Raw genomic sequence first — 19,892 nt, 5'->3', positions numbered from 1 at the left:
CGATCACGCCTCCGGTTCGGTGTCGTCGTGCACCGTGACCCGGAACGACACCGCGGGCTCCGGCGTGCTGGTGTGCAGCGCGCGGTGCACCAGGCTCCGGTTGTCCCACACCAGCATGTCGCCCTGCTCGAAGGTCTGGAGGTGGATCGCGGGGTGGCTGAAGCTCGGGTCCCGCTGCCCGCTGACCTCCAGCAGCGCCTCCAGCAGGTCCGGCCGCTGGTTCCCTTCACCGTCCACAATGGACTCGGTGAAGCCCTCGCTGACGTAGAGCACGGTCTCGTCGGTGAAGCGGTGCGGCTGCGCGGTCGGCATCGACACCGGCGGCGTCTTCTCGTGCACCTCCGCCGCGATCTCCGACAGCGGCCGGTAGACGTCGCTCGGCCGGATCTTGAAGTAACGGCGGACGCTGTGCACCGCGCTGGTGCCCTTGATGGCGACCTTCAGGTCCTCGCCGAGGCCGTCGTAGGCCTTGCACATGTCGACGAAGTAGGTGCCGCGGTTCTTGGTCGGCACCACCTGCGGGTAGATGAAGGTGATGTCGAAGGGGCGCCGCATGAACTGGTAGTCGGAGTGCCAGAACTTGCCGGTCTTGGGCACCCCGACGCGCTGTTCGCCCTCGCCCACGTTGGAGGAGACGAAGACCTCCGGGACCTCGGGGTGGTGGTAGATCGGCTCGTAGTACTTCTCCGGCCTGCCGAAGCGGCGGCCCAGCTCCAGGAACCCGTTCGGGTCGAGGTCCTGGTGCTTGAGCACGACGATCTTCTCGCGGTAGACGGCGCGGCGGAGCAGGCGCACGTGCTCGTCGGAGGAGGAGTCGAAGCCCTCCACCACGACGCCGATGCCGTCCTGCTGGGTGATCTTCATGAGGTGCCGTCCCTTTCCGGGCTGCTGCTGATGTGGTCGACGAGGTCCTGGACGGTGGCGATCCGCGGCAGCGCCTCGTCCGGCACCTCGACGCCCAGCTCCCGCTCGACGAGCGAGAGGAGGTCGACGAAGGCCAGCGAGTCCACGCCCAGCTCGTCGAGGGTGGCGGTGGCGGGCACCGGCCCGGTGCGGTCCGGATCCGCCGTGGTGACGAAGTCCTGGACGAGTTCGAGCACCCGCGTGCCCGTCTCCTGGTGTTCCATGCGTGTCATCTCCCCAGTCGCGGCCAGGTGAGGGTGGCCGCCCCCCATGTCGCCCCCGCGCCGAACGCCGACAGCAGCACGCGATCGCCCGCCCTGAGCTCCCCGGACTCGTCGGCCTCGTCGAGGGCGAGCGGGATGGAGGCGGCCACGGTGTTGCCGCGCTCGGCGACGTTGGAGTAGACCCGGTCGGCGGGCAGCCCGAGCTTGCCCGCGACGGTGTCGAGGATGCGCTGGTTGGCTTGGTGCGCAACGAACTTGTCCACGTCGTCGACGCTCCAGCCCGCCCGCTCCAGCGCGGTCAGCGCCACCTCGCCCATCCGCTCGACCGCGTGCCGGTAGACCGCCTGCCCCTGCATGGCGATCCAGCGGTCCTCGGGCTCACCCCGGGGCGCCCGCGAACCACCGGCGGGGATGCTGATCAGCTCCGCCAGGCGGCCGTCGGAGCCCAGGGCCAGCGATTGCACCGCGCCCGGCTCGTCGGCCCGGCCCGCGCGAAGCACCAGCGCGGCGGCGGCGTCACCGAAGACGACGGCGGCCGAGCGGTCCGCGGGGTTGAGCAGCGTGGTGAACGCGTCGGCGCCGATCAGCAGCACCCGGCGGGCGACCCCGTTGCGGATCATGCCGTCGGCCACGGCCAGCCCGTAGACGAAGCCCGAGCAGACCGCGCCGACGTCGAAGGCGGGCACGGCGCCCAGGCCCAGCCGCGCGGCGATCAGCGGCGCGGTGGCCGGGCAGGGGTGGTCCGGGGTGGCCGTCGCCAGGACGACGAGGTCCACGTCCGCTGAAGCCTCCGAGGACCCGGCCGTCGCGTCGGCGGAGCGCAGCGCGGCGGACGCGGCGTGCACGGCGAGGTCCGAGGTGGCCTCGTCGAGCCGGACCACGTGCCGGGACCGGATACCGGTGCGGGCACGGATCCACTCGTCGCTGGTGTCGAAACGTTGGCAGAGGTCCGCATTGGTGAGCACGGTCGGCGGGACGTGGCGTCCGATGCCCGCCACGACCGCGACCGGCCCACCGCGTGAATGCGCCTCTTCCTCTCCACTCGAAGGAAGCACGAGCTAGAACTAACTGGAACGAGAGAAAACCTCGCAAGCTTCGAACACAGCCGAATGATTGAAATATCTATTGTTCGAGTGGCAGATCCGAACTGTTCGAGGGCGCACGTTGCCCGGTCGGACAAATCGAGTCCGGGATCAGCGCACGCGCCGCGTCGTCCCGGCTGTGCTGTCCTCGGAGAGAATTCCCAGGCCGGTCCCGGCCGCGCTCTTCGCGCCGAGGCCGATCATGGCGTAGACGTCGGGGCGCCGCGTGCGCAGCCGCAGCCCCCAGAGCACGCCGAGGACGGCGATGGCCAGGTAGATCCCGGGGACCCCCCACCGCAGCGGCGAGCTCTGGTCGACCTCGAGCATCTTGTCGAAGTTGGCCAGCACCAGCACCACCGAGGTCAGGCAGCCCGCGGCGGCCAGCACCGGGGCGATCACGCGGCGCCAGGCGGTCTCCCCGGAGGGCTCGCGGGCGAAGAACACCACGATTGCCACCGAGGTGGTGGCGATGAGCATCAGGATTCCCAGGCTGCCCGAGGCGGTCCAGATGAAGAACAGGTCGCGCACGGGGTGCCCGCCCGCGAGGCCGTAGATGAGGATCACCGTGCCCGCGACGGCGCTCTGCGCCAGCGATCCGAGCCTGGGCGAGCTGGTGCGCTGGGAGGTCGTGCCGAGTGCGGAGGGCAGCAGCCGCTCGCGGCCGAGGGAGAACGCGTAGCGGGCGGTGGTGTTGTGGAAGGCGATCAGCGCGGCCAGCACGCTGGTCACGTAGAGCAGCCTGCCGATGACCACCCAGGCGCCGCCGAGGTTGTCCCCGGCCAGGTTGAAGATCAGGTTGGAGCCCTGGTCGTGCGCCATGGTGGCGATCCGGTCCGGCCCGGTGGCCACGCTCATCGACCACGAGCCCAGCGCGTAGAGCACGGTCATCACGCCGAGCGAGAGGTAGGTGGCGACGGGGACGGTCCGGCGCGGGCTCCTGGCCTCCTCGCAGAAGACCACCGTGGTCTCGAAGCCGACGAAGCCCAGGATCGCGATGGCGAAGAGCACGCCGACGCCGGGTTCGAACAGGTTGGCCAGGGACAGGGTGTCCATGGTGACCGCGCCGCCCGCCGGGTTGGCCAGGTTCGCCACGCTGTAGATGATGATCACCAGGCACTCGGCGATCATCAGCACGCAGAGGATGCGGCCGTTGAGGTCGATGTGCTGGAGTCCCAGGTAGGCCACGATCGCCCAGCCCGCCAGCGAGTACACCCACCAGGCCAGCTCCAGCCCGAACCAGCCGCGGAACAGCGGTTCGGCGGCGTCGCCGAGGGTGCCGAAGAAGCCGATCTGCATCGTGTTGTAGGCGACCAGCGACGCCCAGCCGCCCGCCACCCCGGCCGGCCTGCCGAGGCCCTTGCTGATGTAGGCGTTGAACGCGCCGGCGTTGGGCACGTGCGGGGCCATGGTCACGTAGCCGACGCAGAACAGGCCGAGCACCACGCCCATGAGCACGAAACCCAGCGGGATGCCGACCTGGCCGGTGATGGCGTAACCGGTCGTCACCGCGCCCGCCATGATTGTCAGTGGGGCGCCGACAGCGATGGCGAAATATGTCACCGCCGAGACGCCGAGGCGATTCGCGGCCAATGCTCGCGAGACATCGCCTGCTCGTTTGGGCATTGTGGAGTGGGAATTCAGCGGCACGGCGCAGAGGGTAGCGGTTCGGCGGTGGAAGTAAATAGCTGCCCTCGGTCGCGGGAAAACGCGGTAATGCGTTTGTTTGCCCGTACGAACTCTCAGGCGGCGTACTTCCGGGTATGACCTGGGACGAACGGTCGCGCTGACGGCGGCGGCCGGGCTCGGCGCAGGCCACGCGCCCCGCCGCGCACCGGTCCAGTCCGAAATGTCGGGGTCGCTCCCATTCCATCCCGGAAAGTCCTCCGCTTTTCGGTGGCGCATCCGCCTTTGTCGATGTGCCGAGGCGGGCACGGCCGCGGCGCGATCGCACCGCGGCCGTGCCGCGAGGTCAGCCGCGCCCGAGGGCCAGTGCGCGCAACCGGGCCTCGGAACCGTTGAACACGTCGCGGTCGACGTTGCCGGAGATCCCGCCGATCCGGCCGCGATCGGTGTACTGCCAGAAGGTGTGGAATCCCCACCCGTTGGGCATGACGCCCGGGGTGGCGCAGTAGCAGGCGATGAACAGCGGGCTGGTCGCGCCGAAGCCGCCGTTGTTCCCGGTGCAGCGCGACCACCAGTCACGCGTGGTGTAGATGGTCGGGAACCGTCCGGTCAGCCGGTGCACCTCGTTGTGGAACTCCCGGATCCAGCCCACCATCTGCCCGTGCGACTTGCCGTAGCAGGTGGCGCCGTAGGGGTTGTACTCGATGTCGAGCATGGGCGGCAGCGTCCGGCCGTCCGGCGACCAGCCGCCGCCGTTGGCGACGAAGAACCGGGCCTGGGTGATCCCGTTGGAGCGGTCCGGCAGGGCGAAGTGGTAGGCGCCGCGGATCATCCCGGCGTTGTAGGAGCCGGTGTAGTTGCGGTTGAAGGCGGAGTCACGGAAACCCGTGCCCTCGGTGGCCTTCATGTAGACCCAGCGCGCCTCCCGGGCGACCGCGCCCCAGTTGATACCGCCCTGGTGGTGGCTGACGTCGATGCCGGGAATCCCGGCGGGGGCCTGGTCCGGTCCGAACGGGGAGACGCGGTGCCCCTCGTTGGCGGCCAGGGTGGAGCCCGCGTAGTCCTGGTCGGGGTGGCTGACCGCGCCGGAGGGCTGGGCGGCGGCGGGGACGGTGGTGACCGCCGCGGTGGCCACCGCGACGAGCGCCGTAACGATCAATGATTTCCACGAAGAAGACACTCTGATCTCTCCTTGTGCCGCGTGGCGGCATTGCAGGGGTAAGGAAAGAAGCAGTGGTCGACAACCGCTTTTTCGAGTTTCCGTCCTGTTTCGGGCGTGGGCAATCGGCCTTTCGGTGCAGTACGTTGGAATTTACTGTTCGACCAGGAGGATGGTGCACTCGAACGTCGGTAAACAATGTGTTCGAGGGGGGCGCGGGCTTGACGTGGTGCGGCGCGGTCGTTTCACTTCTTGGCAGCCCGACTCCCCCCAGGAGACCCGGGTCACCAGTGAAGACCCGGACGCCGACCTCTCCTCCCCCCGGGGAGGGCCGGTGTCCGGGTCGTTCTTCATACACGTCGGTCGTTTTTCGCGAGCCCCCCTTCTGCTGGGACAGGTCATGACTCCGGAATCCTTCGCTGGTCTGCTGTCGGAGCCGAACAGATTGCGAGTTCTCGGTGCTGTCGCTCTCGGAGCGCGCACCCCGAGAGCGATAGCGGAGATCACCGGAATGGCCGAGCGAGAGGTCGCGGTGGCATCGAGAAGACTTCGCGATCACGGTCTCGTCCGGCACGGCGAGAATGGCCTGTTCGTTTCCTACGAGCTGCTCGACCGGCTTTCCTGCGTGCCCGACCAGCGCGGGCCCGGGGACCGGACCCCGTTGCAGCTGCGGCCGTTCATCCGCGGCCCGCGGCTGGTGAAGCTGCCCGAGCAGGAGTGCAGGCGCCGGGCGGTGCTCGAACACATCGCCGCCCGCTCGTTCACGCCGAACGCCCGCTACCTGGAGCGGTCGGTGAACGACCGGCTCCGGCGGTGGTGCGAGGGCAGCGGGACGCACTACTCGACGATGCGCGACTTCCTGGTGGACATGGAGATCCTCGCCAGCAGCCGCGGCGTGTACTGGGTCAGATCACCATCCTGAACCACCTTGTGGAGGCGTTGTGCTGAGGTCGTCGGTCGTGGTCGGCGCGCTGGTCCTGGGCTCGTTGGTGCCGCAGGGAATCGCCGAGGCCGCCCCGGAATGCGTCCGGAGTGGAGGGTTCGGCGGGCTGGTGTGCGTGACCGTCCAGCCCCGCGAGGGCACCGGACCGCGAGTGCTGGGGGAGTGGCGCGGTGCAGCGCCCGGCTGCGGGCGGGCGGAGCTGCGCGTGAACGGCGGCGAGTTCGCCGCGCGCGAGGACATCTGCGCCCACAACGGTGAACGCCTGGCCGAGTTCCTGTTCACCCGCGTGCTCCCGGCGCGCACGCAGTACTGCGTGTCCTTCCAGATCGCCAAGGACGCTCCCGCCCGCACCACCCCCGCCTGCACCCGCGCTTGAGCCCGTTTCGTACTCAAAGCCGGGAAGAGAGCGCTCCCAAATCCCGCTATGAGTACGAAACGGGAGTTCTCCAGCCAGCCCGGCCGGGGTTGGGGGGCACGGGGTGGAGGGGGCGCACGAGGAGATTCTAAGTCGTCGGAGGAGGAGAAGTGGCGTGGGAATGAGGATTGCGGGGTCGCTCGTCGTCGTGACGGGTGCGGCGAACGGCATCGGCCGGGGTTTGGTGCGGGCCGCGGTGACCGCGGGGGCGCGCGCGGTCGGGCTCATCGACATCGACGCTGGCGGCATGGACGAGGTCAGCCGTGAGCTGGGCGATGTTCCGGTGCTGAGCTGCGTCGCCGACGCCTCCGACGAGGACGGCATGCGCGATGCCCTCGGCCGCGTCGAGGCCGGGCTCGGGCCGATCGACGTCTTCTGCGCCAACGTGGGCGTCGCGGTGTCCGGTGACCTGGAGACCGACGACGCGCTCTGGCTGAAGTCCTGGGACCTCAACCTGATGTCGATCGTGCGGGCCGCGCGCGTCGTGGTGCCCGCCATGCGCGAGCGCGGCCGGGGCGGGCTGATCATCACCTCCTCGGCGGCGGGACTCCTCGGCTACCTGGACGGGTTGCCGTACGGGGTGACCAAGACCGCCGCGGTGGCCCTGGCGGAGCACCTGCGGATCAGGGAGGCGCGGCACGGCATCCAGGTCAGCTGCCTGTGCCCGGCGGGCGTGCGCACGGCGATGACCGCGCACCTTCCGGAGGACTCGCTCGTGTGGGCCACGGGGTCGCCGCTGGACGCCGAGGAGTTCGGCCGCTTCGCGCTCGCCGAGTTCGAGCGGGGCGAGTTCCTGGTCGTCGCCCAGGAGAAGGTGCGGGAGCTGGACCGGCTGCGCCTGCGCAGCCGCGAGGAGTGGTTCACCGCGATGCGCGCGCTCGGGCGGATCGCCTGAGCAGGTGTGGGCCGAGTATGGGTGAGGTGTAAGAGGCCGTTCCTACCGTGTGGTCGGTCCCGGGATCACCGGGCGCAACCCATGAGTGAGGTAGGGGCGATGCAGGACGATTCGCTGTCTCTCGTGGCGCACGGCACCCTGGACGCGTCGTCCGCGGTGCCGGTGCCGGTGCGGGCGTTGCTGCCGTGCACGGCCTCGCCGAGGGCCGAAGGCGTCAGCGGCGAGCACGTGCGGGTGCTGGTGGAGTCGGAGGCCGAGCTGCCGCCGATCATCGTGCACCGGCCGTCGATGCGGGTGATCGACGGGATGCACCGGCTGCGCGCCGCGATGGTGCGGGGGCAGGCGGAGATCAAGGTGGTGTTCTACGAGGGCGACGTCGAGGACGCCTTCGTGGTCGGGGTCCTGGCCAACATCTCGCACGGGCTGCCGCTGTCGCTCGCGGAGCGGTCGAGCGCGGCGCGGCGGATCATCGGCTCGCACCCGCAGTGGTCGGACCGGATGATCGCCTCGGTCACCGGCATGTCGCCGAGGACGGTCTCGGCCATCCGCGGCCGCTCGGCCGGGGAGCTGCCGCACGCGCCGACCCGCCTCGGCCGGGACGGCCGGGTCCGGCCGCTGAGCAGCGCGCAGGGCCGGTTGCGCGCCAGCGAGCTGCTGACCAGGTACCCGGACGCGTCGCTGCGGCAGATCGCCAAGGAGGCGGGGGTGGCCCCGTCCACCGTGCTCGACGTCCGGGACCGGATGCGGGCGGGCCGCGACGTGCTGCCCGACCAGACGCGGGTGACCGACCAGCGGCAGGAGGAGCGGCGCCGCGCCGTCCCCGCCGCCCCGCCGAGGCGGGAGCCGCCCCGGATCGCCTGGGCCGACGCCCTGGAGAGCCTGCGCACCGATCCCTCGCTGCGGTTCAGCGAGACGGGGCGGGCGCTGCTGCGGTGGCTGGACGCCGGGCCGCACCGCGCCGACGACCAGCAGCGGGTGGTGGCGGGCGTGCCCGCGCACAGCAGGGCCACGATCGCGGTGATGGCGCGGATGAGCGCGCACGCGTGGCAGGAGTTCGCGGATCGGTTGGAACGCCTGGACCAGACGCCCAGCGCGGGGTGAGCCGTGGACGACGCCCGGCTCGCGCTCGCCACGCTGCTCGCCGTCGCTGCGGCCGGAGCGTTCCTCCTGGGGGTGTGGACCTCGATCCGCGAGGAGACCGTGGTCTTCTGCGTACCAATAGCGGAGGATGCCCTTCCCGGTAAGTAGGCCGCCGACCCGAGTAGGACATCGCGATGGGCGCAGGATTCGAGTTCGGGTTGCTGGGGCCCTTCGAAGTCCGGTGCGGGGAGGACCTGGTCGACATCCCCTCCGGCAAGCTCCGCGTGGTCCTGGCCGCGCTGCTGCTGGCACCGGGGGAGATCGTCACCGGCGACCGGTTCGCGCACTGGCTCGGCGACGCGGCCGAGCACGACGGGTGGCCCGCCCGGTTGCAGAGCTACATCGGGCGGCTGCGGGAGATCCTGGCGCCGTACCCGGGCGGGCGCGAGCTGATCAAGACCCTGGCGGGCGGGTACCTGATCGACGTCGATCCGTCCACTGTGGACAGATTCCGGTTCGTCGAGCTGATCCGGGCCGCCGAGCGGGCGGGCGCCGCGGACGCGGCCGGCACGCTGGCGACGGCACTGGAGCTGTACCGCGGACCGGCCCTGACCGGCGTCCCGTCCCCGGAGCTGCTGCGCGAGGTCGGTCCGCAGCTGGAGGAGGACCGGCTGACCGCGCTGGAACGGCGGATCGAGCACGAGCTGGCACTGGGCAGGCACGCCTTCCTCGTCGGCGAGCTCCAGGCGCTGGTCCGCCGGTACCCGCTGCGCGAGGGCCTGTGGCGCTCGCTCGTGCTCGCGCTGCACGACACCGGCAGGCAGGCCGAAGCCCTTGCGGCGTACCGGGAAGTCCAGCGGCACCTGGCCGAGACCCTGGGCATCGACCCTGGCCCGGCGCTGCGCGAGGCGCACGCCCGCGTCCTCGGCGGGGTCGGTGGCGAAGCCGGGGAGGGCGGGCACGTGGCGACGAGCCCGTGGGTGGCCGCGTGCTCGCTCCCGCCGGACGTGCCGGACCTGGTCGGCAGGGACGAGCTCCTCGCGGAGATCGCCCGCTGGCTCACCGCCGAGGACGACGGGCCGCCGGTCGCGGTGGTGCACGGCCTGTCCGGCATCGGCAAGAGCGCGCTCGCGCTGCGGCTGGCCCACCACCTCCGTGAGCGCTACCCGGACGGCCTGCACTGGCTCCGCTCACGCGACCAGCGCGCGTCGGCCGCGATGGGAGACCTCCTCTACGCGACCGGCGTCACGGCGCCCGCGATTCCCAGCGCGCCGGAGGCACGGGAGTCGGCTTACCGGAATCGCTTGTACGGCAAGCGGTTGCTCATCGTGCTCGACGACGTGACCGACGCCGCCGAGGCGAGCGCGCTGATCACCGGATCGACCCGCTGCGCGTTCATCGTGACCGCCCAGCGCGCGCTGCGGGCGCTGTCCGGGCGCGTGCGGAACTTCCGCGTCGACGAGCTGAGCCCGGCCGACTCCTACGAGCTGTTCGCGCGGACGGTCGGCACGGGCCGCGTCGGCAGGGAGGAGCCCGCCACCCGCGAGATCGTCTCGTACTGCGGCGGTCACCCGCTCGCCCTCCGGGTGCTCGGCGCCCGCCTCGGCGCGCTGCCCGCCCGGCGGATCGGCGCGATCGTGCCCCGCCTGCGCGACCTCCGCGGTCGGCTGGACCAGCTCGCCACCCCGGACCACCAGGTCCGGACGAGCCTCGCGCTCGGCTACTCCAGCCTGCCCGCCGAGCTGCGGCGCGCCTTCCGGCGGCTGAGCCCGTTGGGCGAGAACACCTTCGCCTCGTGGGTGGCCGGTCTGCTGGCCGGGGACGCCGACGGGGACCGGGTGGTGGCGGCGCTGGTCGACCGGGGGATGCTCACGCCAGCCGGGGTCGACGAGACCGGGGAGCCGCGCTACCAGCTGCACAGCCTGCTCGCCCTCTATGCGGGGGAACTGGCCGCCGAGGACCCCGAGGACCGCCGCGCGGCCGTGCGGCTGCTCGTCGACGGGTACCTGGTGTTCAGCGAGCGGGCCAACGCCGGGATGGTCGTGGTGATCACCGACATCACCCGGCATCCCGGGCTGCGCGAGCGGACCGGGATCGCCGAGCACGAGGTGGACCGCAACACCGCGGACCCCGTGGCGTGGTTCCGCTCCGAACGCCACAACCTCGCGGCGCTCGTCGGGCACGCCGCGGACGCGGGTCTGTTCGCCGAAGCCATCGCGCTGCTCAACCGGCTCGCGTCCACTGAGGACGATGACGGGAACTGGCGGTTGATCACCCGGCTGTTCTCCGTCATCCGGGACCGGGCGCGCGAGCGGGGCGACGAGAACACCGCCCTGTACGCCGAGGTGGGCCGGATCAACGTGGGCATGGTCGGCGCGGATCTCCAGCAGCAGATCGCCGACTACGAGAAGTGCGTTGGCCTCCTGGCGAGGACGTCGTTCACCGCGGACCACGCCCGCACCGTTGCCACCCTGGCGTTCTGCTACTACGAACAGAGCAGGTACGCCGAGGCGCTGGAGGCCGCCCGGCGCGGGGTCGAGCTGGCACGGAGCGCGGACGACGGACGAGTCCTGGTCTTCTGCCTGCGCATGCTCGGCACGGTGGTCAGCAAGACGGGCTCCTACGAGGAAGCCGTCGCCCTGTTCGAGCGCGCGATCGCGGTGGCCAGGGAGCATGCCGTGAACGAGCCCAGCCTGGCGGTCACCGAGGCGAACGTCCGCTACTGCCTGGCCACCAGCGCGTTGCAGCACGAGGACCTGGAGCGGGCGCGCGCCGAGGCGGAGGCGGTGTTCGCACTGCTCGCGCGGTCGAATCGGCAGCTCACCAGGGGATACGCGTCAAAGCTGTTGTCCCAGCTGCACTGCGCGTCCGGGAACTGGGCCGACGCCGAGACCTGGGCGGTCCGCGCGCTGCGCGTCCTGGAGCCCCTCGACGACCGGCGCGGACAGTCCTACGCGCGCTTCCACCTGGCTGAAGCACTTGCCGCGCAAGGAAAGCACGAGGACGCGATCGCCGAGCTGCTGCTGGCGCTGCCGGTGATGGAGGAACTGGGCCTGGCCAAGCGCGAGGAGGCGGCGCGGCTGCTGGAGCGGTGTTCGACCGAGAACCCGCCGATTTGTCCCGGAACCGGTGGCCGCACTTAGATCTCCGGTGCAATGGATGTCCACACATCAACTCTGCTCAACGGCCGCTACCGACTGCACAACCGCATCGGCAGCGGGGCGATGGGCGTCGTCTGGCTGGCCACCGATGCCTTGCTGGGGCGCACCGTCGCGGTGAAGCAGCTCGTCCTGCCGCCCGGCCTGAACCAGGCCCAGGCGGCCGAGGCCGGGCTGCGCGCGATGCGCGAGGGCCGCATCGCCGCGCGCCTGCACCACCCCAACGCGATCAGCGTCTTCGACGTCGTCCGCACCGAGGGCGGCGTGCCGTGGCTGGTGATGGAGTACCTGCCGTCCCGCAGCCTCGCCGACGTCATCGACGAGTCCGGCCCGCTGGCGCCCGCGGAGGTCGCCCGGCTGGGCCACTTCCTCGCGCTCGCGCTGGCCGCGGCGCACTCGGCGGGCGTGGTGCACCGCGACATCAAGCCCGGCAACGTGTTGATCGGCGACGACGGCACGGTGAAGCTGACCGACTTCGGCATCTCCCGGGCGCACGGCGACGACGTGCTGACGCAGACCGGTGCCCTGTACGGGACTCCCGCCTACTTCGCCCCGGAAACCGCGCGGGGCAAGGATCCTGAGCCGTCCTCGGACATCTTCTCGTTGGGCGCCACGCTCTACGCGGCGGTGGAGGGCGAACCGCCGTTCGGCCGATCGGACAACACCTACGCGTTGCTGCACAGGGTCGCCGCGGGGGAGATGAGGCCGCCGCGGCAGGCCGGCGCGCTCGCTCCGGTGCTGCGCCGCCTGCTCGACCTGGTGCCTGCCGTGCGGCCGACGGCGGCCGAAGCGGCGGCTCTGCTCGTGCTGCCGGAGGAACCGACGGTCAAGCAGGCTCCGCCGCCGCGCAAGGGGACCCACTTCGTCGACACCGCGGCATCTGTGGCGGCGGTGCTCGCCGGGGCCGGTGCGGTCGCGGTGGCGATCATGGGGGCGCCGAAGGGGGAGTGGAACGCCGTGACCGTCGCGGCGCAGAACAACCCGGCCCCGCCAACGACGATCGTCGAGAGGGGCAAGCCCGCCCCCACCTTCACGGCGGCCCCGCCGACGACGTCATCGCGGCCGAGCCGTTCCGCGGAGGTACCCGTCACCCGGCCGACGACCACCACGACCGCGCCGCCGCAGACCCGCGAGCAGCAGATGGTCGAGGCGGTGCGCCAGTTCTACGGACTGCTGCCACGGGGCACATCCGCGGCGCACCAACGGATCTTGCCCGCGACGCGTCCCCCACTGGGCCAGTTCCAGGCGTACTGGGCGAAGATCGAAACGGTCAGCGTCGTCAGCGCCACGCACGCCGGGGGCAACACCGTGCGCGTTTCGCTGCGGCTGAAGGCGTGGGGTTCGCCGGTCGCACTCACCACACCCGTCACGATCGAACTCTCCGGCCCGCAGTTCCTGTTCGTCCGCGAACCGTTGAGCAGCAGCTAACCCGCGCTGAGGCCGCCAAGTTTTCCGTTTCGTACTCTTGCCGGGATTTGGGAGCGCTCTCTTCCCCGTTATGAGTACGAAACGGGAGATCTCTAGGTTGCGGCCGCCCTGGGTTGGGTCTGGGGGCGGTTGGGGCGCATGGCCTCAGTGTACGTGGTGGGTGGCTTGCAGGGCGCGGGCTAGGGTTTTCGGGCCAGGGTGAGGAGTTCCGCGGTCTTGTCGGCCAGCGCGAGGTTCATCTCGCGCATCGGGGTGAGCGCGGCCTCCAGCTCCTTCGCCGCGCGCTCGTGCGCTCCCTGCGCCAGCAGCGCCCGCCCGAGGTGGTGCGCGGCCTGCGCCCGTCCGCGCCGGTCACCGAGGAACGCGAAGACCTTCTTCGCCCGCATCGCCCACCGCGCCGCGTCGGCGGGCCGCCCGTCGGCGAACTCGATCTCGGACAGCAGCAGGGACACGTAGCCCTTGCCGAGCTGGCGATCGGACCGCGACTGCAACTCGAACGCGTGCCGCGCCTCCTGCCTGGCCCGCTCGTGCTGCCCGGTGTCGAGCAGGACCTGGCCGAGCCCGCGGCGCAGGGTGGCCTCGGCGACGACCGCGCTGATCTCGTTGAAGGAACTGTGCTCGACGATGCCCATGGCCCGCTCGAACGAGGCAAGCGCCAGCGGCAGGTCGCCGAGCCTGCCCGCGATGGTCGCCAGCACCCGCAGGCACAGCACGAGCACCCGTGGCCTGCCCAGCTCCTCGGCCAGCCGCAGCCCGCGCTCGGCGGCGGCGAACGCGGCCGGGTAGTCGCCCTGCTCGTAGCGGCAGAGCGCCAGCGAGGACAGCGCGCGCGGGTGGTCGGAGATGAGCGCGATCTTCTCCAGCTCGCGGACGCACCGTTCGTACCAGGCGGCGCACACCGCGACGTCACCGCCGACCAGCTGGCTGTTGACCCGCGCCACCTCGGAGACCAGCGCGATCTCATCCTCCCCGCGCTCGCGCGCCAGGTCGCGGAAGGTCTCGTGCAGGTGGGCGAGGCGCTTCCAGTTGCCGTTGCTGTACTCCGTCTGGGCCACGCGGTCGAGCAGGACGTTCGCGTCCCGGAGGCGCCCGGCGACGGCGGCCCGGAGCGCGACGTCGAGGATGTTGTCGCGTTCGGACCGGAACCACGCTTCCGGGCTCGCGGTGACGCGCTCGATGTCGTACTCGGAGACCGCGACGGCGTGGTGCCACGGAACAGCGGGAACGTCGTCGGCGATCAGGACGACCATGTGCGCGGTGGCGCGCTCGCTCAGCAGGAGGTAGCCGTCGACCGCGATGTGCAGGGCCTGGTCCCGTTCGGCCGCGGGGCCCTCCTGCGCCAGCTCCTCCCCGTAGAGGGCGAGCAGGCTGTGCAGCTGGTAGCGCGGTTCGCCGGTCTCGTCGGTTCCGGCGGGGGTGAGCATGCCGTGGTCGAGGAGCTGTTCCACCACCCGGTCGCCGTCGTCGTCACCGCCGAGCAGGCCGACCACCCACGCGGCGAACGTCCGGTCCTGAAAGGCGCTGAGCCCGCGGAAGGTCCGCCGCAGCTCCTCCCGCATCGACGAGTAGCCGAGCGCGAAGCTGGTCCGCACCTGGCACTCGGCCGTCGCCAGCTGGTCCAGCCGGGCGAGGGAGTCGCGCAGCTTCGGCAGGACCGCGCCCAGCCTGCGGTCCGGTAACGCCGCCAGGCGGGAGCCGATCATCCGCAGCGCGAGCGGGTGGCCCGCGCAGTGCGCGACGATCTCCTGCGCGACGTCCTGCTCGCGGGCGGTCCTGGAGCTGCCGACCATCCGCTCCAGCAGCGTGCAGCCCTCGGCCAGGTCCAGCCCGGCCAGGGAGAACAGCTGGGACCGGCCGTCCACGGAGCGCAGCGCGCGTTGCCCGGTCACGATGAACGCGCACTCGGCCGAAGCGGGGAGGATCTCGTTGACCTGCGCCGCGTTCTGCGCGTCGTCGAGCACCACGAGGACCCGTTTGCCCTGGAGCCGGTTGCGGTAGACGGATTCGCGGGCCGCCGCGGTGGCCGGGACCGACCCGTCGGGCAGCCCGGTCAGGTAGAGGATGTCGCCCATCAGGTCGTGGGCCCGCTTCGCCGTGTCGTCGGTGCCGCCGACGCGGATCCAGTACTGCCCGTCCGGGAAGCTCTCCCGGAGCGCGTGCGCCACGTGCAGCGCGAGCGTGCTCTTGCCGATGCCCGGCAGTCCGTGCACCACGGCGACCCGCGGGCTGGCCGGTTCGTCGGGAATGGCGGTGAGCCAGCCGACGACGTCGTCGACGGTCTTGTCCCGGCCGGTGAAGTCGGTGACCGGCGGCGGCAGGGAACACGTGGTGGCCCACGGCCGGGTCAGGACCTGGCTGATCCCGTCCGGGACCGGGCTCGCGGCCTGCTGATCGGACTCGGGCCGGGCGCGCTGGTCCGAGCCGCTGAGCACCGCCTGGTGGGCGGCGCGCAAGCCCGCGCCGGGCTCGATCCCCAGGTCGTCGTTGAGCAGGTCCCGGACCGTCCGGTAGGTGTCCAGCGCCTCGGCCTGCCGCCCGCCCTGGTGCAGCGCGAGCATCAGGAAGCGCCAGAACTCCTCGCGCAGCGGGTGCTGCTGGACCAGCGTCCGCAGCTCGCTGACGACCGTGGCGTGCCTGCCGAGCTCGAGGTCCAGGTCGATCCGCTTCTCCAACGCCCACAGGTATTCCTCGTCCAGCGCGGCAGCGACCTCCTGGTGCAGCACGGAGGAGTCCACGTCGACCAGCGCCGGGCCCCGCCAGAGCTCCAGCGCGGTGTCCAGCTGGTCGCGGGCCTGGGGGAGCAGACCGCCCGCCCGGCTGGCGTCGGCGGCGCGGACGAGCTCCTGGAAGCGGACGTGGTCGGCCATGGCGGGGGCGAGGTCGGCCAGGTAGCCACCGGGCCCGGTGCGGATCAGCTCGGTGCCCCCCGGCGCGGCCGCGAGGAGCTTGCGCAGCCGGTTGACGTAGGAGTGCAGCCGCGCCGACCAGCCCGGATCGGCGGGCGAATCGCCCAGGTACTCGGCCAGCCGGTCGCCGGTCACCATCCGCCCCGGTTGCAGCAGGAGGGCCGCGAGCACCACGCGCACTTTCCCGGCCGGAACCGGGACGCGCCGTTCGGCGCACCGGAGTTCCAGCGGTCCCAGGAGTCGCACGTCGCAGTGCACTGTCATCGGGAATCCAGTAGCTCGTCGTTGCCGCGGTGGGGGAAACACGGTAGTGGCGGTGAACGTGAATCGGCTACGCGTTAGTCGGCCGCAGAAACTCCTGTCATCGATATCTTGCGCTTGTCAGGTGCCAATGCACGTATCCCTTGAGGTAGCGCTCGACGTGCGGCCGTTGTTCCCGGTTCGCGAGTTCAAGGATTTTGTCGTAAGAGGCCGTGCCTCGGTCGAACGTCCACGCGTAGGCGTCGGTCGACGGCGGGGTGGGCACTGCGGCCGCAAGCGCGACGCCGACGTGCCCAGACCGGTGGGCCCGGTCGGGGAAAGCCGTGTTCCGGTCGCGGACATGGGCCGCAGGATACAAACGGGTCAACCAGAGTTGATCTTTTTTCACCCCGAAGACGAGCCGCGCTCAGGCTCGGGATGCCGGTGGCCCAGTCCCTTTTCCCGTGGCATTCGCTGGTCCGGATGGCCGTCGTGCTCCGGTGAAGAATTCAACTACATTGCCCTTCTTTCTCTGGGGATGGAGAGGCACGTCGAACAAAGCCAAGGGAATGTTCGCCCGGCACGTGGCCGCGATCGCGGCGGCGGTCACCCTGACGATGACCGGTGCGGCGCAGGCGGCGATCCCGCTGCCGCCGCCGGTCGTGCTTCACCGCCGCCGAGCTGCCCGCGGTCGGCGGCAGCCTCTACATCCAGAACGTCCGCAAGGCCGCCACCGTGTCCGGGGTCGACGTCTGGGGCTATGACTTCGGCGCCTCCGGCTACCAGTTCTCGCCGAACACGAACTACATGCAGTTCTTCGGGACTCAGCTAGCGAGCACGGCCCGGACGTAGAGGAACACTGGCTTGGTGCTGAGCACCTCGAACATCCCGGGGTCGGAGTCCGGGCCGGGCTCGGGCCGCGGCTCGTCCACGACGTCCACGGTGAACCCGGCCCGGCGCAGCTCCGCGAACAGGGGCGTCCAGTCCTCGATGTAGTGCAGGATGAGCGACGCCACGACCAGGTCGACGGAGCCGGTCGGCACGAGGTCCAGCGGCCGTTCGAGATCGGCCACCTCGACGCGGGCGCGCTCGCCGAGCCGTTCGCGGGCGATGGCGACCAGTCGGGGTTCGCGGTCCACGGCGAGCACGTCGGCTCCGCGGGCGAGGAGCTGTCCGGTGAGCACTCCGCCCGCACAGCCCAGTTCCAGCACACGCTTACCGGAGACGTCACCGGCGAGGCGCAGGGTCGCCGAGGACCATAGCCACGATATGATTTCGTAGTCATGACACTCGAACATGACGTTCTGCGACAGCACATCGCCGACTGGGTGGAGCTGTTCAACCGGGGAGACACCGCCGCCGTGGACGCGTTGTACGCGGACGACGGCCTGCTGGTGCCGGTGCCCGGACATCCCGTTTCCGGTCCCGCGCGAGCCGCGGCGACCCAATACCTGATCGACCAGGGCGCGCGCATGAGCGCCGAGGTCCGCCACTGCTACGTGGCGGGCGATATCGCTTTGCTCATCGTGGACTGGTCGCTGGAAGGCGTCGGCATGAAGGGCACCGCGACCGATGTCCTGCGGCGCGACGCGGACGGGCGGTGGCGCTACGTCATCGACAACCCAGCGGGCGTGGGCTGACGACACGGGAGCGGGCACCCACGGGGTGCGTGGGTGCCCGCCGCGCGTCAGCTGGTGACCAACCGCAGGCCGTAGGCCTTGAGGATCGGGTTGACCGGGAAGAAGAACGTGGTGGCGGGGGCCTTGCAGCCCTCGACGGAACCACCGGAGGTGACGCCCTGGGCCTGGTTGCCCGCGAGCCAGGAGCCGCCGGAGTCACCGCCCTCGGCGCAGGCGTTGGTCTTGGTCATGCCCTTGACCGTGCCCTGCTCGTAGACGACGGTCTGGTTCTTCGCCTGGATGACGCCGCAGCGCCAGCCGGTGGTGGAACCGGACCGGCAGACCGACGCGCCGACGGCCGCCTCGGTCGAGCCCTTCACCGCGACGGTGCCGCCGTTGTAGCGGTTGACCACGCCACGGGAGACCCAGTTGGAGTTCGTGCCGACCCAGCCGTAGTCGTTGCCGGGGAAGCTGGAGCCGCGCACCGTGCCCTGGGCGACCATGTTGTGGCCCCAGGTCGCCTCACCAGCGGGACCGCAGTGCCCGGCGGTGACGAAGCCGCCCTGGACGGAGAAGCCGATCGAGCACCGCGCCAGGCCGAACATCAGGTGGTAGGCGTCGCCGCCCCGGGTGTCGTGGAGCGTCCTCGGCACCACGTCGCTCTGCTCGACGGCGACCACGGCGGGGTCGGCGCCGCTGGCCTTGCGGAAGTTCTCCCCGTCCGCGACGACCTTCGCGGTCACCACGACGCGGTTGCCGACGGTGTCGACGTACCAGCCGCTGACGCCCTTCGCGTGCTTGTCCGCACTGTCCAAAGTGGACATGACCGTGTCGAGCTGCGCGTTGCTGCGCGCGACCACCCTGGCCTCGGCGCCGGCGGCGCGGATCGCGTCGACCTTGCTCGCGTCGGTCACCGACACGATGAGCTTCGGGTTGCCGTTGGCGAAGTGGGAACCTGCGTAGCTGCCGCCGAGCACACCGCGCAGGCCCGCGTCGACCTCGGCGGCCTTCATCTCGTTGGCGGCCCTCGCAGTGGCCTCCTCGGCGCTCAGGCCGAGGTCGCGCTGCATCGCGGTGAGCATCTCCGGCGAAGCGACGGGCGAGGCCGCGGCGGGCAGGGTGAGGGCCGCAGCGGACGTGATCGCCAAGAGCGCAGTTCCGGCATAGCGGACCGCGGATTTCGGCTTCATGACGTTCTCCCTATTTGCTGCAGGGTTTGTGGGCAGAGCCGCTCGCCCACGGTGGCTCACGGTGGGGGCCGAACTGCTGCCGCGGGACGTTAGGGATCGATATCAACGCCCGGTACCCGCCATTCCGGGGATCGGCAGCCGGTTCCCGCCTGCACGGTGAACGTGGGCTCCGCATCCCTACTTCTGTAGGAGAACCTGGGAAGCGTTGTACGCCATTTGCGGGCCTGTCACGCTGAGAACATGCTCGCTTCCCTGTCTGCCGCCACGTTGCTCGCGGGGCTCCTCACCGCCGCACCGGCCGTGCACACCGTCGCCGAGGCCCGCGCGCTGCCACTCGGAACGACCGTGACCGTCGAGGGCACCGCGACCACGCCGAGCGGAGTCTTCGAATCAAGCTTCTACGACAAGGGATTCGCGCTCCAGGACCGCAGTGCGGGGATCTACGTGAAGACAGCGGAGAACCTCGGAGTGCGCCCCGGCCGCCGAGCCCGGGTGACCGGAGTGCTCACCGACAGCTCGGGCCTGCGCACCATCGTGCCTCCCGCCTCCGGTGTCGCGCTCGGCCGACGCGGCGCGTTCGTGTTGCCCGAACCTGTGCGCACCGGCTCCGTCGGCGAGTCCACCGAAGGCCGCGTGGTGCGGGGAGTCGCGAAGATCGTCAAGCCGGTGGAGAACGATTTGCCTTATGGGCACAAGGTGTACGTCGATGACGGGTCCGGCGAGGTGATCGTTTTCGTGAACACGCAGACGGGGATTGACGTGGGTCGGCTGGCGGTGGGGCGGTGGGTGCGCGTGGTCGGCTTCAGCAGTCAGTACGACGATCACTACGAGATCGATCCGCGTGGTGTGCGGGATCTTGTTGTCGTGGCTTGAGATTGGGGGTTCAGGCGGGGCTTCCGGCTTGCGCGGCTGGGCTTTCAGCGTTCGTGGGCTGGGGCTTCCAGCGGGGCTGGGCTTCCAGCTCGCGCCGGTACCAGCGTGGGTCGGCTTGACCTGGGGCCCCTTGCGCGTGCCCTTGGGCCTTTCA

18 protein-coding genes are annotated in these 19,892 nt (G+C 71.0%); 10 read left to right on the top strand and 8 right to left on the bottom strand.

The features are described from left to right. Window positions 1–3: 3 nt before the first annotated feature. From scoE to NLX83_RS36585, 5 genes are all read right to left on the bottom strand, one after another. On the bottom strand, window positions 4–864 hold the full coding sequence (gene scoE / locus NLX83_RS36605; RefSeq protein WP_254239855.1) for a (3R)-3-[(carboxymethyl)amino]fatty acid oxygenase/decarboxylase: 861 nt from the start codon (window positions 862–864) through the stop codon (window positions 4–6). After that, on the bottom strand, window positions 861–1,136 hold the full coding sequence (locus NLX83_RS36600; RefSeq protein ID WP_254239854.1) for an acyl carrier protein: 276 nt from the start codon (window positions 1,134–1,136) through the stop codon (window positions 861–863). The genes scoE and NLX83_RS36600 overlap by 4 nt, the downstream gene beginning before the upstream one ends. Continuing rightward, window positions 1,133–2,125: a beta-ketoacyl-ACP synthase III gene (locus NLX83_RS36595; RefSeq protein WP_254239853.1), complete on the bottom strand. Its 993-nt coding sequence runs from the start codon at window positions 2,123–2,125 to the stop codon at window positions 1,133–1,135. Before NLX83_RS36595 ends, NLX83_RS36600 begins: the two co-directional genes overlap by 4 nt. Before the next feature lie 195 nt (window positions 2,126–2,320). Beyond that, window positions 2,321–3,856 (bottom strand): APC family permease, encoded by a 1,536-nt coding sequence (locus NLX83_RS36590; RefSeq protein WP_254239852.1) that lies wholly within the window; start codon window positions 3,854–3,856, stop codon window positions 2,321–2,323. 322 nt (window positions 3,857–4,178) lie between these two features. Next, on the bottom strand, window positions 4,179–5,012 hold the full coding sequence (locus NLX83_RS36585) for a lysozyme (protein WP_254239851.1): 834 nt from the start codon (window positions 5,010–5,012) through the stop codon (window positions 4,179–4,181). A gap of 490 nt (window positions 5,013–5,502) precedes the next feature. Between NLX83_RS36585 and NLX83_RS36580 the strand changes: the two genes are divergently transcribed. From NLX83_RS36580 to NLX83_RS36550, 7 genes are all read left to right on the top strand, one after another. Continuing rightward, on the top strand, window positions 5,503–5,913 hold the full coding sequence (locus NLX83_RS36580) for a DUF2087 domain-containing protein (protein WP_254239850.1): 411 nt from the start codon (window positions 5,503–5,505) through the stop codon (window positions 5,911–5,913). 19 nt (window positions 5,914–5,932) lie between these two features. Beyond that, window positions 5,933–6,310: a hypothetical protein gene (locus tag NLX83_RS36575; RefSeq protein ID WP_254239849.1), complete on the top strand. Its 378-nt coding sequence runs from the start codon at window positions 5,933–5,935 to the stop codon at window positions 6,308–6,310. 160 nt (window positions 6,311–6,470) lie between these two features. Next, window positions 6,471–7,244, top strand: coding sequence for an SDR family oxidoreductase (locus NLX83_RS36570; RefSeq protein ID WP_254239921.1), 774 nt, complete (start codon window positions 6,471–6,473; stop codon window positions 7,242–7,244). A 99-nt stretch (window positions 7,245–7,343) separates the two neighbouring features. Further along, the gene (locus NLX83_RS36565) at window positions 7,344–8,345 is read left to right on the top strand and encodes a ParB/RepB/Spo0J family partition protein (protein ID WP_254239848.1); all 1,002 of its coding nucleotides are present in this window, start codon (window positions 7,344–7,346) and stop codon (window positions 8,343–8,345) included. Window positions 8,346–8,348: 3 nt separating this feature from the next. Continuing rightward, window positions 8,349–8,492: a hypothetical protein gene (locus NLX83_RS36560; RefSeq protein ID WP_254239847.1), complete on the top strand. Its 144-nt coding sequence runs from the start codon at window positions 8,349–8,351 to the stop codon at window positions 8,490–8,492. A gap of 26 nt (window positions 8,493–8,518) precedes the next feature. Then, complete coding sequence (locus NLX83_RS36555; RefSeq protein ID WP_254239846.1) at window positions 8,519–11,467, top strand: AfsR/SARP family transcriptional regulator; 2,949 nt, start codon at window positions 8,519–8,521, stop codon at window positions 11,465–11,467. A gap of 12 nt (window positions 11,468–11,479) precedes the next feature. After that, a complete protein-coding gene (locus tag NLX83_RS36550) occupies window positions 11,480–12,910 on the top strand; it encodes a serine/threonine-protein kinase (protein WP_254239845.1) in 1,431 nt (476 codons plus the stop codon). 179 nt (window positions 12,911–13,089) lie between these two features. Here the strand turns inward: NLX83_RS36550 and NLX83_RS36545 are convergent, their stop codons facing one another. Next, the gene (locus tag NLX83_RS36545; RefSeq protein WP_254239844.1) at window positions 13,090–16,080 is read right to left on the bottom strand and encodes an AfsR/SARP family transcriptional regulator; all 2,991 of its coding nucleotides are present in this window, start codon (window positions 16,078–16,080) and stop codon (window positions 13,090–13,092) included. 600 nt (window positions 16,081–16,680) lie between these two features. On the opposite strand from NLX83_RS36545, the gene NLX83_RS36540 reads away from it, so the two are divergent. Beyond that, window positions 16,681–16,908 carry a hypothetical protein gene (locus tag NLX83_RS36540; protein ID WP_254239843.1) on the top strand — a complete coding sequence of 76 codons (228 nt, stop codon included), beginning with the start codon at window positions 16,681–16,683 and terminating at the stop codon, window positions 16,906–16,908. Here NLX83_RS36540 and NLX83_RS36535 read toward each other — a convergent pair. After that, the gene (locus tag NLX83_RS36535; RefSeq protein WP_256565000.1) at window positions 16,881–17,354 is read right to left on the bottom strand and encodes a class I SAM-dependent methyltransferase; all 474 of its coding nucleotides are present in this window, start codon (window positions 17,352–17,354) and stop codon (window positions 16,881–16,883) included. The two genes, NLX83_RS36540 and NLX83_RS36535, sit on opposite strands and share 28 nt — an antisense overlap. On the opposite strand from NLX83_RS36535, the gene NLX83_RS36530 reads away from it, so the two are divergent. Further along, the gene (locus tag NLX83_RS36530; RefSeq protein WP_254239841.1) at window positions 17,340–17,696 is read left to right on the top strand and encodes a YybH family protein; all 357 of its coding nucleotides are present in this window, start codon (window positions 17,340–17,342) and stop codon (window positions 17,694–17,696) included. The two genes, NLX83_RS36535 and NLX83_RS36530, sit on opposite strands and share 15 nt — an antisense overlap. Window positions 17,697–17,743: 47 nt before the next feature. Here NLX83_RS36530 and NLX83_RS36525 read toward each other — a convergent pair whose 3' ends face one another. Next, on the bottom strand, window positions 17,744–18,865 hold the full coding sequence (locus NLX83_RS36525) for a S1 family peptidase (protein ID WP_254239840.1): 1,122 nt from the start codon (window positions 18,863–18,865) through the stop codon (window positions 17,744–17,746). A 240-nt stretch (window positions 18,866–19,105) separates the two neighbouring features. Here NLX83_RS36525 and NLX83_RS36520 point away from each other — a divergent pair, with 240 nt between their 5' ends. Continuing rightward, complete coding sequence (locus tag NLX83_RS36520; RefSeq protein WP_254239839.1) at window positions 19,106–19,738, top strand: hypothetical protein; 633 nt, start codon at window positions 19,106–19,108, stop codon at window positions 19,736–19,738. The last annotated feature ends 154 nt before the right edge of the window (window positions 19,739–19,892 follow it).

The organism is Allokutzneria sp. A3M-2-11 16, from assembly GCF_024213555.1.
In the GTDB taxonomy this organism is placed as follows: domain Bacteria; phylum Actinomycetota; class Actinomycetes; order Mycobacteriales; family Pseudonocardiaceae; genus Allokutzneria.
The sequence above is the reverse complement of the archived record's forward strand: the minus strand, read 5'-3'. Positions and strand labels throughout refer to the sequence as shown.